At 53.8% G+C, this 12,337-nt stretch carries 11 protein-coding genes; all 11 read right to left on the bottom strand.

The window, feature by feature from the left end; translation table 11 throughout:
• Window positions 1-75 precede the first annotated feature (75 nt).
• A protein-coding gene (locus tag KORM41_RS06120; protein ID WP_156431865.1) for an IS3 family transposase occupies window positions 76-1,430 on the bottom strand; the annotation gives its coding sequence in 2 pieces (ribosomal slippage) (window positions 76-1,083 and window positions 1,086-1,430; 1,353 coding nt in all).
• Window positions 1,431-1,450: 20 nt separating this feature from the next.
• Window positions 1,451-1,885 (bottom strand): ATP-dependent nuclease, encoded by a 435-nt coding sequence (locus KORM41_RS06110; RefSeq protein WP_068146094.1) that lies wholly within the window; start codon window positions 1,883-1,885, stop codon window positions 1,451-1,453.
• Between the two features lie 33 nt (window positions 1,886-1,918).
• Window positions 1,919-2,809: a 3'-5' exonuclease gene (locus KORM41_RS06105; protein WP_068146091.1), complete on the bottom strand. Its 891-nt coding sequence runs from the start codon at window positions 2,807-2,809 to the stop codon at window positions 1,919-1,921.
• 624 nt (window positions 2,810-3,433) lie between these two features.
• A complete protein-coding gene (locus tag KORM41_RS06100) occupies window positions 3,434-5,296 on the bottom strand; it encodes an ABCB family ABC transporter ATP-binding protein/permease (RefSeq protein WP_068146087.1) in 1,863 nt (620 codons plus the stop codon).
• 136 nt (window positions 5,297-5,432) lie between these two features.
• Complete coding sequence (locus tag KORM41_RS06095; protein WP_082719789.1) at window positions 5,433-6,176, bottom strand: retropepsin-like aspartic protease family protein; 744 nt, start codon at window positions 6,174-6,176, stop codon at window positions 5,433-5,435.
• Between the two features lie 60 nt (window positions 6,177-6,236).
• Window positions 6,237-6,992 (bottom strand): MBL fold metallo-hydrolase, encoded by a 756-nt coding sequence (locus KORM41_RS06090; RefSeq protein ID WP_068146080.1) that lies wholly within the window; start codon window positions 6,990-6,992, stop codon window positions 6,237-6,239.
• Entirely contained in the window at window positions 6,989-7,804 is an 816-nt protein-coding gene (locus KORM41_RS06085; protein WP_068146077.1) for a TatD family hydrolase, read from the bottom strand. The genes KORM41_RS06090 and KORM41_RS06085 overlap by 4 nt, the downstream gene beginning before the upstream one ends.
• The gene (gene metG, locus KORM41_RS06080; RefSeq protein WP_068146074.1) at window positions 7,804-9,357 is read right to left on the bottom strand and encodes a methionine--tRNA ligase; all 1,554 of its coding nucleotides are present in this window, start codon (window positions 9,355-9,357) and stop codon (window positions 7,804-7,806) included. The genes KORM41_RS06085 and metG overlap by 1 nt, the downstream gene beginning before the upstream one ends.
• A 33-nt stretch (window positions 9,358-9,390) precedes the next feature.
• Window positions 9,391-10,497, bottom strand: a complete 1,107-nt coding sequence (locus tag KORM41_RS06075) for a DNA polymerase III subunit delta' (protein WP_068146071.1) — start codon at window positions 10,495-10,497, stop codon at window positions 9,391-9,393.
• Window positions 10,494-11,147 carry a dTMP kinase gene (tmk, locus tag KORM41_RS06070; protein ID WP_068146068.1) on the bottom strand — a complete coding sequence of 218 codons (654 nt, stop codon included), beginning with the start codon at window positions 11,145-11,147 and terminating at the stop codon, window positions 10,494-10,496. The genes KORM41_RS06075 and tmk overlap by 4 nt, the downstream gene beginning before the upstream one ends.
• Window positions 11,147-12,322, bottom strand: coding sequence for a D-alanyl-D-alanine carboxypeptidase family protein (locus tag KORM41_RS06065; protein WP_068146064.1), 1,176 nt, complete (start codon window positions 12,320-12,322; stop codon window positions 11,147-11,149). The genes tmk and KORM41_RS06065 overlap by 1 nt, the downstream gene beginning before the upstream one ends.
• Between the last annotated feature and the right edge of the window lie 15 nt (window positions 12,323-12,337).

The raw sequence follows: 12,337 nt of genomic DNA, 5'->3' as shown, positions 1-12,337 counted from the left end.
TGTCCGTCGTCAGATAAATTGTTACCAGTAGGCGCTTAAAATAAGAGAGGTTTTGATCTCATATCTTGTTTTAAGTTAAGCAGCCTTTGCGTGATGTCGCAAGGCTCGTTGTCTTAAGGTTTGTTGTTTGATTTTTCTCCTTCTGTCCAGAATGGTTGGGCCCCGCCCGAAGTAGACATCTGCAGGCGTCAGATTGTTCAGGCTTTCATGATATCGCTCGTGATTATAGTAGTGGATAAACTGGCCGATCTCATGTTCCAGATGACCGGGTAGATAATAGTTATCCAGGAGAATGCGGTTCTTCAGTGTTTGGTGCCAGCGTTCAATCTTGCCCTGTGTTTGCGGGTGATATGGCCTGCCGCGAACATGCCCCATGCCCTTGGCCTTCAGGAAGTCCGCCAGTTCCTCTGCCACATAGGACGAACCATTATCTGATAACAGGCGGGGCATGGCAGCTTTGTCATGACAGCCAGAAGCATTCAGCGCCTGATCAATTGTGTCTGTCACATCCTTGGCTTTCATGGTGCTGCAAAGCTTCCAACTGATCACATAACGGCTGTAATCATCCAGGATCGTGGATAGATAATACCAGCCCCAGCCTTTGATCTTGAAGTAGGTAAAGTCGGTCTGCCATTGCTCGTTAATGCGCGCCGGCTTGTCTTTGAACTCGTCCGCAGCCTTGATCACCACATAGGCCGGGCTGGTGATCATGTTTGCGGCTTTCAGCATGCGGTAAACGCTGGCTTCCGACACAAAGTAGCCCTTGCTGTCCGTGAACTTTACGGCCAGTTCCCTCGGGCTCAGTTCTGGCTCGTCCAGTGCCATATCATGCACCTGTTTACGGATATGATCCGGGATGCGGTTCCAGGCTTCGCCAGGGTGCGGCTGCCGGTCATTGAGACCATCAAAGCCACTGGCCAGATACCGGTCATACCAGCGGTAGAAAGTCGTGCGTGGAATGCCTATCCTGTCCAGTGTCTGACGTGCCGACAGATGTGACTGTTCGACAGTGCGGATGATCTCAAGCTTCTCAGATGCAGAGTATCTCATTCTTCGTACCCCCCATCCCCGACCACGCTTTTTTTAAGTAGCCGTATCTCCAGGGTTTGCTCCGCCACCACTTCCTTCAGGTCCCTGGCTTCCCGCCTTAGGTCGTTTACCTCGTCACTGGTGGCTGCACGCACTGTATCGCCTGCCAGGCGCTGCTTGCCGGCCTCCAAAAATTCCTTCGACCATTTGTAATACATGCTCTGCGCGATGCCTTCCCGGCGACACAGTTCGGCAACCGATGTCTCGCGGCTCAGCCCCTCAAGGACAATCCGGATCTTCTCCTCGGCCGAATAAATCTTCCGCGTCGCGCGGCGGATGTTCTTAACTGTTTGATCTGCGGCTGACTTGCCACTTTTTGAACTAGAGGATTTAGCTTTCATTCTTCGTTCCTTACGTCACTTCAAATGAAATCAAAATCCTCTCTTATGCAATTGCCTTCTTTGGCCCCATAAGCCCTGACGGGGAACACTGCCTTCTTATAGTGGCATTCGCAGACAACTCTTACCTTGAGGGCACCTGTGCCTGCGTCAAAAAACATGTCATTAAACACATGAGGTAATTTGTCCGGATCGTCGAAGGCAAAAACTACATCAATGGTTAGTTCTCGCTCCTCTACGTTTTGGCTATCTTCCCAAGGACCAAAGTGGACGTCTGTCCTGCGAAAAATACGCTCTGATGCCACCGGTGAAAAGAGGCGCTTAATCGCATCCAGCACAGCTGATTTACCCGCACCGTTATCACCTACAAAACCTGTCACACCGTTGTTAAAGGGGATATAAACCGGGGCGTTCCCAAAACAGCGGAAATTCTTTATTGCCAGCGATTCAATGTGCATGGCGATCAATCCTCTATTATTAGTGTTGCTTTCTCAGACACGATTTGAATATCGCGAAAATGCATTAAAGCGGGTTAGAATAGGCGCAGCATCTGCATCCTGATAAATGTCATTGCGAAGCCATTCGAGTTCTGCCTCAACGTCAGACTCCCGCACATCCACATACCATGCCCGTGGACGAGCATCGCTGCCGTCATTCCAACGGTATCCGCGTTTTCTAAGCTCATCTTTAAACTCAAAGGGTGCATTTTCGGCCCAAATTCGACAGGTCGATTGACGAGCAAACTCAAGCAAATAGCTCAAACCGGTCGAGCCTGTATCCCCAAGCTTGTCTGAGAGCAGCCTAAGCCCAGCAAAACAGTCCATTGTGGCCCGATGTCCGTCGTAGAAAAAGCCACTCTTTAGTCCCAAATACTCCAGTTTGGCACTCTCAAATCCATGACTACGCCAATCAATATCCGCGTACGAGCACCCCCAAGCCTTTAGTTCGAACATTGGTTCGACTTTTTCGAGAAACGGTCGATCAAAGCCCGAGTTATGAGCAATAATTATGACAGCGTCAGCGATAAGGTCCCGTACCTGTTGCCAGTCGATTACTTGGCCTCGGACATCGTCGAATCTTATTCCAGTTAATGAGGTGATTTCTTCGGAGATGGTTCCTACTGCGGGTTCTTGCAGCATATTCAACGGAGGATGTATTCCAATAATATTGGCGTTCTCATCAAACACAAAGGGAACAAGTGCCAGTTCAATTATCTCATCCTTTTCAAGGGATAAGCCGGTGGTCTCGATATCTAGATAAATGCCACGTTTGAGCAATTGGTCGGGTAGGGGTCCATCTAGCGGGACTGGCACCTGAAGTCTCTCAATGACAAGATGGTCTTCACTTGACTCAAGAAGTTCTATAGCCTCTTCAATATCCATTGATAACTCGGCCCCTAAATAAACGTACTTCGATTCGACGATCCTAATTCTACCGCCCAACTATCTGCAAGTAGAAGTACATTTGTTTCGAAGAAAAACTATCAACCGGAAACCCGTAATTATTTACGTCTTTGAACAGCTAATCTTTCAACAGCATCGTTTTAAATCCCTAGTTTTTGCAGCTGAATGTTAGAGCCTTACAGGCTGCTGGCCATTTTGTTTTCGGTTGGGGCTACAGATAAGGACAAAATATCCTGCAAACAAAACTAGGGAAACCAAATGGAAAAATTAAGAGTATTGTTTTCCTTGGTAGACCCAATAGTTCTCAAAATAAGAGATACACTCAAAGCGTATTAATAACAGTGGGTTAGTGATTGAGACTGAGACCTTAGTTGCAGAGTATTAGGATACGGGTCCATCGAATGCGGAAAAAAATCAGGAGATTTGCAATATTCTCGTCGTATTCGAATTCTCACAGATCACGCTTAGCCGAAATATTCAGCTTGACGCGCATAATTTATATTATGGGAAATATTTAGATTAGATAGATCAGATGGTTATGCCGAAACAAACCGTTTAGCACGTGTCAGCACGTCTCTATCGCGCTTGGCACGATGCGAGCGGCTATTCCGCCGGAACCGCGACGTCTTCGCCGGCAGCTTCGAGTTTTTCGAAGGCTTCGCTGACTTCCTGCTGTTTCGCCCACATCTGTGCATAAAGTCCGTCCTTGGCCAGCAAGTCGTCGTGTCGGCCGCGTTCAACGATCTGTCCGGCATCCATCACCAGTATTTCATCCGCATTAACCACGGTCGACAGCCTGTGCGCGATAATCAGTGACGTGCGGCCTTCGGCGATTTCCTCTAGCGCGGCCTGGATATCGCGCTCTGTGTGGCTATCCAGTGCTGATGTCGCTTCATCCAACAGCAAGATCGACGGGTTTTTAAGGATCGTGCGCGCTATGGCCACGCGCTGCTTTTCGCCGCCTGACAGCTTCAGCCCGCGTTCGCCGACCTCTGTTTCGTAGGCTTCAGGCAAATTGCTAACGAAATCATGGATTTGCGCGAGTTTTGCGGCCTCATAAACCTCGTCCTCGGTAGCGTCAGGCCTGCCGTAGCGGATATTATAACCGATGGTGTCGTTGAACAGCACCGTGTCCTGCGGTACTACGCCAATCTGGGCCCTGAGGCTCTTTTGCGTAACACCCCTGATATCCTGGCCGCCCACAAGTATCTGGCCGTCTGTGACATCGTAAAAACGGAACAAAAGCCGTGAAATCGTTGATTTTCCTGCGCCGCTGGCGCCCACAATCGCGGTTGTCGTGCCGCTTGGCACCGTGAACGAGAGCCCTTTGAGTATTTCCCGCGTATCGGTATAGCCGAAGCGCACATCTTTGAATTCAACGTCAGAGTTTTCTGCTTTTAAATCAAATGCATCAGGAGAATCTTTAATGTCAGAACTCATGCGAATGATATCGAACATCTTTTCCATATCCACCAGCGACTGCTTGATCTCGCGATAGACAAATCCAAGGAAATTGAGCGGCATATAGATCTGGATCAGGAGGGAGTTGACGAGCACAAATTCACCAATGGTGAACTGACCGTTCACAACGCCCTGCGCGGCCATATAAAGCACGATCACCAGCCCAAGGGAGATGATGATGCCCTGCCCGACGTTCAGTAGCGTCAGCGACAGCTGGCTGCGTACCGATGCGGCTTCGAACCCAGCCAGAGCCTGGTCATAGCGGCTGCTTTCATGTTCCTCGTTGGTGAAATATTTCACCGTCTCAAAGTTCAGCAAGCTGTCGACGGCTTTGGTGTTGGCTTTTGTATCCTGCGCGTTCATTTCGCGCCGAAACTTCAGCCGCCAGTCGGTGACATAGATAGTAAACAGGATGTAGCTGACGAGCGCAACGAATGTGATGGCAGCATACCAGAAGCCGAACTTGGTCCAGAAAACGGCTGAAATCAGAAGGATTTCAAGGAGTGTTGGCAGGATATTGAACAGCATGAACCTAAGGAGGAAATCAATCCCGCGTGTGCCGCGTTCGATTACGCGGCTAAGGCCGCCTGTGCGTCGTTCCAGGTGGAACTTGAGGCTGAGGGCATGCAGATGTCGGAAGGTGTTGAGGGCGACACGTCTCAGCGCATGCTGGCCAACGCGGACGAACACTGCGTCCCGAAGCTCGCCAAACATAAGCGCCAGCACCCGCGCAAGCCCATAGCCAAGGATAAGCCCCGTCGGTACGGCAACAGCTAGAGTCTCAGCTGTTACCTTGCCGCCGCCTGCGATGGCGTCAACTGCATCCTTGAACAGGAACGGCACGTAAACGCCGATGAGTTTTGCAAACACAAGGAAGGATAAGGCCAGAATCACGCGAAATCTGAGGTCCCAGCGGCCGTCAGCCCACAGGTACGGCAGGATGCTTTTCACTGTCGACCAATGATTTTCAGACTTCTGTTTCTCAGGCACGGGACGGTTGGTCATATAGGTGTGTTCCAATATCTTGCAGCTTGGGCAAAGGCGTGAGGCGTTAAGCGAGAGGAGAGCATATGGGCCATGGGCCTCATGTTTCAACCGCCGTATGGCAGGCTTGCAGAAATGTTACCCCGTTCTGCGGATATCAGGGCCTGAGAATCATCATGTCGCCGCGGAATTCGATGCTTGAAAACTCCTTCAGCACGGTCATGCCGAGAAGCGAACCGTCCATGTCTGCCCCGTTGATGGTAACAGGCACATCATAGAAGGTCTCCTCCCCAAGCCCCAGCGTGCTGATGGTGGCGCGGGCATAAGAAACAACGCCGTTTGCCGTGGTGGCGCGGCCGCTATAATCCAGGATGCCGGTGTTAATACCGATGCGGCGGGCATCATCCGGGCTTAGGACCACATTACTGGCACCGGTGTCCACCATGAAGCGGACATCCACGCCGTTGAGCCGGGCCTTCATCCAGAAATGCCCGTCGCGGGAGCGGTGTACCATAAGCCCCTCTTCCGTGCTGACGACCCCTGACGGGTCAATAGCGCTCATGAAGCGGTTTCCAAGATCGGACCGGTACAGGTAGAAGGTGGCGATGCCTGCGATGATCAGCGCCCATAGACCAGCCATTTTGGCGAGGCGCAGGATGCTTGAACGGCTCCAGAAGGCCGCAGCACCGCCAAAAATAAGAATGATGATAAGCCCTCGCACGAGGTAAGGGTCGACCATGCTGGTGGTCGGGAACGCGAGCGACAGACCAAACAGCAACAGCCCCATGCCTGCCAGAAATACGATAAGGCGCAAAACAGGCGACGGATGTCCTTTCGGCCGCCCCGGGACTTGCTTTCTGTCGTTATTGTGGTCTGGCACCTGCCAGGGATTATGGGTCATGCTGTCTGGCTCCGCTACGCTTCAAGGATACGGAAAGCCGTCACGCTCGCCAAGTGTTCTTTAAGAGTGTTCGATCACCATTCCGTCAAAGGCGGGAGCAACGCCCTCCGGCAGCTCCGCCGTCAGGGTCTCATAGTCCATGTCCCATGTCATGTGGGTGAGGATAGCGAGCTCCGGCTTCACCCGGTCGATCCATTCCAATGTTTGCGCCAGGTGGCTGTGCGTGGGGTGCGGATCGTACCTGAGTGCGTCCACCACCCATATTTTCACGCCCTCAAGCGCCTCAAAGGCGGATTCGGGCATCCGGTCCAGGTCTGTGGAATAGGCCATGTCGCCAAACCGGTAGCCAAGGCTTATACCGCTGCCGTGCCCCTGTTCGAACGGCGTCATCGTGATCCCGCCCACCCGAGTGGGGCCTGAGATGATTTTTGCCGTGCAGATCGCCGGATAGCCGTTCTGGCTTTTGAAGATATAGTCAAACCTTTGCTTGAGCGTGTCGATGGTTTGCTGGTCGCCGTAAACCGGCACTTTCTCGCGCGTCGCCTGAAAAAAGCCGCGCAGGTCGTCTATACCGTGGGTATGATCGGCATGGTCGTGGGTATAGAACACCCCGCTGACATGCTTCATGCCTGCTGACAGCGCCTGTTCCCGAAGGTCCGGCGTTGTGTCGATCAGGATGCTTGTATCGCCCTCTTCCACCAGCACGCTGGCACGGCGACGGCGGTTCTTCGGGTTCTTCGGGTCGCACGCGCCCCAATATTCCGGCATCTTCGGGACGCCGCCCGACGTGCCGCAGCCAAGAATGGTCAGCTTCATGCCGCGTCTTTGGCCGCTTCTGGCGGCGTGGCTTTGTCGAACAGGGCAAAGAAATTCGCGGTTGTCGCTTCCTGGAGCTCTTCAAAGGAAATGCCCTTGAGGTCGGCAACAAATCGCGCCGTGTCCATCACATAGGCCGGCTCGCACGGCTTGCCGCGGTGCGGCACGGGCGCCAGGAACGGCGCGTCCGTTTCAACCAGCAAGCGGTCCAGCGGGATGGTTTTGACGGTAGCCTGCAGGTCCTTGGCGCTATTGAAGGTGGCGATGCCGGAAATGGAAATATAGAGGCCCATCTCAAGAACCGCATCCGCGAGCATCTGGCTGGCGGTAAAGCAATGGATAACGCCCTTGAACGGCCCTTTAGCCATTTCTTCCCGAAGGATTGCTACACAGTCTTCGTCAGCGTCCCGCGTGTGGATAATCACTGGCAGCCCGGTTTCGCGGGCGGCAGCGATATGGGCGCGGAAATTTACCTGCTGCATGTCGCGCGGGGCATTATCGTAGTAGTAATCAAGTCCGGTTTCGCCAATACCCACGATTTTCGGATGTTGAGCCCGTTCAACAAGTGCCGCAACCGCGACATCTGGTTCATTTTCGGCCTCGTGTGGATGGATGCCAACCGTGCCGTATACATCGTGATAGGTCTCGGCGATGGCGCGAATTTCATTGAATTCACGTAGTTTCGTGTTGATTGCCAGCATGCAGCCAACGCCCGCGGCGCGAGCGCGCGCAACTGCACCGGCCTCGTCCTCACGAAGCTGTTTGTAGTTCAGGTGGCAGTGGCTATCGACGATATACCCGAATTCAGCCATCAGGCAGCGTCCTCCTCTGGTAGCTCAAAGCGTGGGAATACGCCCTCTGGCTTGGGAATAGCGGTACCCGGCGCGATCCGGTGCTCACTACCAATCTGGTCGAAACCACGTTCAGACACATTCATCTGGCTAAGGAGCTTATCCATGCTTTCAGGCATGATGCATTGGGCCATAATGGCGATCTGGCGAATGGCATCTGCGAGTACATAGAGAACCGTGTTCATGCGCTCAGGGTCGGTTTTCTTGAGCTTCCAGGGCTCTTGCACGGAGATATAGCTGTCAGCTGCGCTAGCCTGCGCAAAGATGGCTTCAAGCGCATAATTGAATGCTTGCTTGTCCATATGGCCGCGAACCACATCAAGTGTTGCTGCAATATCATCCAGCAACTTGCTGTCATCATTCGTAAAGTTTCCAGGTTCAGGGATAACCGCATCGCAATTTTTATGGATCATGGACAGCGTGCGCTGGCTCAGGTTGCCAATACCGTTCGCAAGTTCTGAGTTGCAGCGCAAAACGAAGGACTTGCGCGAGAAATCGCCGTCGTTGCCGAATGGCACTTCGCGCATCAGGAAGAAGCGCACAGGGTCGAGTCCGTAGGTGTCGATCAGCTCGAACGGATCGATCACGTTACCAAGCGACTTGGAAATCTTCTGACCTTCGTTGGTCCACCAGCCGTGGGCGAACACGCGTTTTGGCAGCGGCAGGTCTGCCGCCATCAGGAAGGCCGGCCAGTAAACGGCATGAAACCGCAGGATATCCTTGCCCACCATATGAACATTGGCGGGCCAGTATGTCTTGTAAGCCTCAGCGCCCTCGTCCGGGTAGCCAACGGCTGTCAGATAGTTGGCCAGCGCGTCGATCCAGACATACATTACATGCCCATCGTGGCCTGGCACAGGCACGCCCCATTTGAAGCTGGAGCGCGAGATCGACAGGTCTTCAAGCCCGCCTTTGACGAAGCTGCGCACCTCATTGAGGCGCGACTTGGGCATGACGAAGTCTTCTTGGGTGTCGTAAAGCTCCAGGAGCTTGTCCTCAAAAGCAGATAGCTTGAAGAAATAGCTGGGCTCCTCGACCCACTCAACCGGCGCACCGGTCGGGGCCAGTTTCTCACCGCCCTCCCCGATGGTCAGCTCTTTTTCAGCGTAAAACGCCTCATCGCGAACCGAGTACCAGCCAGAATAGCTGTCTTCATAGATGAAGCCCTTTTCCTCAAGTACGGTCCAGAGATGCTGAACCGCCTTTTTGTGGCGGTCTTCGGTGGTACGGATAAATTGGTCATTCGAGAAATTCATCGCCTTGGCCAGTTCCTTGAACCGGTCAGAGACATTGTCGCAGAAAGTCTGCGGGTCAATGCCTGCCTTTTCTGCAGACCGTTCAATCTTCTGGCCGTGTTCATCTGTGCCCGTGAGGAACATGACATCATAGCCGTCCAAGCGCTTGAACCGCGCCAGCAGGTCGCAAGCGAGGGTCGTATAGGCATGGCCAATATGTGGAACATCGTTCACATAATAGATTGGCGTCGTAACGTAATAGGACGGCCTGTCGGTCATATCATTCTCGTATCTGAATAAAGCAAAAACGGTTTAGCCGCGCGCCAAAGCACCGATCGACGTGAACAGGTTCACAATCACCTGTTTGCGGTCAAGGTTGACAGCGTCAGCCCGGCTTACCAAACGGCCCATCTTTTCCCACAGGTCAAGCCAGTTATCAAGCCCGGCCGTTGCAGAAATTCTGGCCATTTCGGCGCCTTCGCCCTGCATAATGTCATTTGTGCTGACGCCGCTTGCGCTTTGGCGCACCAGACGTTCAACCCAGCCCAGAAGCATCTCGATGAACAAATGGTATTCCGCATCTGCTTTGGGCGCTGCAAGCCGTGTCGCAAGGGCATGGACATCCGGCGTATTGAGACGCGGCAGGCGGACCAGTTGTGAAGCCATATCCCGGTATAGACCAACGCCACCTAGTTCTGCCAACTCAATCGCTTTGCCTGGTGCCCCGCCCGAAAGGCGGGCCAACGCGTTCAGATCGTCGCTGGCAAGCGTAGGATAGCGAGCCACAAGAACGGCTTTCACGCTTTCTTCGCCCAGTGCCTTCAGCTTGAGGGTTCGGCAACGGCTGCGGATTGTCGGCAGCAGTTTGCCCGGCGAGTGGGCAACCAGGAACAGGATGGATTTTGCTGGCGGTTCCTCCAGCAGCTTCAGAAGCGCGTTCGCCGCGTTGGCGTTCATTTCATCTGCGGCGTCCACGATGGCTACTCGCCATCCGCCTTCGCTTGCTGTTTGTGAATAAAAGCTTGTCAGCTTGCGAACGTCATCAATCACAATATCTGCGCGAAGCTTTCCCGTTTTCTCATTTTCTGTGCGCTCAGCAACAGCAACGCCGCCATGACCGCCTGAAAGAATGCGCTGAATAACGGGATTGTCAGCTTCCACATCAAGGGATGTGGCCTCTTGCGGCAGGTCATCGCCGAAAAGCCCGGGACCAGCGTCCGCACCATCCTGCGACAGCAGGAACTTGGCGAACTTCCAAGCAAGCGTGGCCTTGCCGATGCCCTTAGGGCCAGTGATCAGCCATGCGTGATGCAAGCGGTCGGCGTTAAAGGCGCTCAGGAACTCCCGTTCGGCTGCCTCATGCCCGAAAACGGCCGTTGTCTCCCGTGGGTGACGTGATATAGCGGCCTCTTCGGTCATTGCATGCCCACAAACCGGTGGTTCACTTGCGCCCGCAGGTCATTCTGCAGTGTTGTGATATCGCGGTTGGCATCAATCACTACGCATCGATCAGGCTCAGCTTCTGCGATTTTCAGGTATGCGTCCCGGATATTCTCGTGGAATGCAAAATTCATCCGTTCGAACCGGTCCTCCCGGTCTTCCCGCAGGGCCTCGCGCCCGCAAGCGCGCGCCAAACCAACGTCCACAGGCAAATCAAGAATGAACGTGAGGTCCGGCGTCAGGCCATGAAGCGCCATATCCTGCAGATCACGCATCTTTTCGATGCCAAGCCCCCGCGCACCGCCCTGGTAGGCAATGGTGCTGTCGAAGAAGCGGTCGCACAAAACCCAAGCGCCGCGTTTTAGCGCTGGTTTGATTGTCCGTTCAACATGTTCTGCGCGGGCGGCAGTCATAAGGAGTGCCTCGCTCATCGGCGTCCAGCGGTCGGTTTCACCCTTTACCAAAAGCTCTCGGATTTCCTCTGCGCCCGTTGACCCGCCTGGTTCGCGGGTCATGACAACTTCAACGCCGCGGCCAGTCAGCCACTTGGCCAGCAGGCGAATTTGCGTCGACTTGCCAGCGCCTTCGCCGCCCTCGAAACTGATAAACTTCGGCGAAAATTCGTTCATTAGTTTCCTGGCTCCGCACCCGCTGATCCGAAGATCAGATATTCAAATGCCGCGCCGATTTTGCCGAAACCACCGACTTCTTCGACGGCTTGACCTGCCAAAAGCGGCAAGCGCAGGACCGGACGATCCGGCATTTCGATCACAAGTTCGCCGAGCTGGTCGCCTGTGGCAATCGGTGCTGGTGCGGGGTTTGTATATTCAACGCTGACCTTCATCTGGGCGCGCTGCAGGCGTGACATTGTCAGGGCGACATCTTCACCCACAACCATTGGCACAGTTTTGTCTTCACCCAGCCATACCTCTGCATAATCAACGGTCTCACCTGCCTTGAAAAGCGGGTAATGGCTGAAGTTGCGGAAGCCATACTGCATCAGGCGTGAGCTTTCCCGCATCCGTTCGTTCATCGAATTCAGCCCTGCAACAACCAGAACCAGACGGCGGCCATCGCGTTCGGCGGAGGCAGCAAGGCCGTATCCAGCTTCTTCCGTGTGACCGGTTTTGAGACCATCCGCGCCAGCAAACCGCCCGAGAAGCGGGTTGCGGTTATATTTGTTGCGATCGAAATTCTTATAAAGATATTCCCGCTCAGCAAACATCGGGTAAAGATCCGGGAAGTCATTGACCAGATGCATTGAAAGCGTCGCCAGGTCACGAGCCGTCATGACATGGCCATCGGCAGGCCAGCCGTTGGCATTCACGAAATGGCTGCCTGTCAGCCCAAGTTCGGTCGCTTTGGCGTTAAGCCACTCAGCGAAGACGCTCTGGGACCCAGCCATATGCTCTGCCAACACGACGCAGGCATCGTTGCCCGAAAGAACAATAATACCGCGAAGAAGGTCTGCCACCGTTACAACATCGCGTGCGCGCAAGAACATGGTGGAACCACGGTTGTTCCAGTTGCGCCAGGCTTCGTCTGAAACGACAACCTCATCATCAAGCCGCATTGTCCCCTGTTTGATGGCATCAAATGCCAGATAAACCGTCATGAGCTTGCTCATGGACGCTGGTGGGAAAGGCTCATCAGCATCTTTTTCAAAAAGGATACTGCCGGTCGATGCATCAAGAAGGATGGCATGTTTCGCCGGGGTCGCCATTTGCTGGGCAGTGGCTGGTGCCGTCAGCGCGAATAGTGCCGAAATGGTCCATCCGATTATTGCCAGTTTTGTTTTTAACATTGCCTTCCCTTGTTT

The sequence above is a fragment of the Kordiimonas lipolytica genome (assembly GCF_001550065.1).
This window is presented reverse-complemented; position numbering and strand designations above follow the sequence as displayed.

What these genes read in the sequence shown, in the direction of transcription:
- metG (WP_068146074.1), bottom strand. Translation starts at nt 9,357, where the DNA reads ATGACCGACAGGCCGTCCTATTACGTTACGACGCCAATCTATTATGTG.
- tmk (WP_068146068.1), bottom strand. Translation starts at nt 11,147, where the DNA reads ATGAACGAATTTTCGCCGAAGTTTATCAGTTTCGAGGGCGGCGAAGGC.
- KORM41_RS06105 (WP_068146091.1), bottom strand. Translation starts at nt 2,809, where the DNA reads ATGGATATTGAAGAGGCTATAGAACTTCTTGAGTCAAGTGAAGACCAT.
- KORM41_RS06095 (WP_082719789.1), bottom strand. Translation starts at nt 6,176, where the DNA reads ATGACCCATAATCCCTGGCAGGTGCCAGACCACAATAACGACAGAAAG.
- KORM41_RS06110 (WP_068146094.1), bottom strand. Translation starts at nt 1,885, where the DNA reads ATGCACATTGAATCGCTGGCAATAAAGAATTTCCGCTGTTTTGGGAAC.
- KORM41_RS06065 (WP_068146064.1), bottom strand. Translation starts at nt 12,322, where the DNA reads ATGTTAAAAACAAAACTGGCAATAATCGGATGGACCATTTCGGCACTA.
- KORM41_RS06090 (WP_068146080.1), bottom strand. Translation starts at nt 6,992, where the DNA reads ATGAAGCTGACCATTCTTGGCTGCGGCACGTCGGGCGGCGTCCCGAAG.
- KORM41_RS06100 (WP_068146087.1), bottom strand. Translation starts at nt 5,296, where the DNA reads ATGACCAACCGTCCCGTGCCTGAGAAACAGAAGTCTGAAAATCATTGG.
- KORM41_RS06075 (WP_068146071.1), bottom strand. Translation starts at nt 10,497, where the DNA reads ATGACCGAAGAGGCCGCTATATCACGTCACCCACGGGAGACAACGGCC.
- KORM41_RS06085 (WP_068146077.1), bottom strand. Translation starts at nt 7,804, where the DNA reads ATGGCTGAATTCGGGTATATCGTCGATAGCCACTGCCACCTGAACTAC.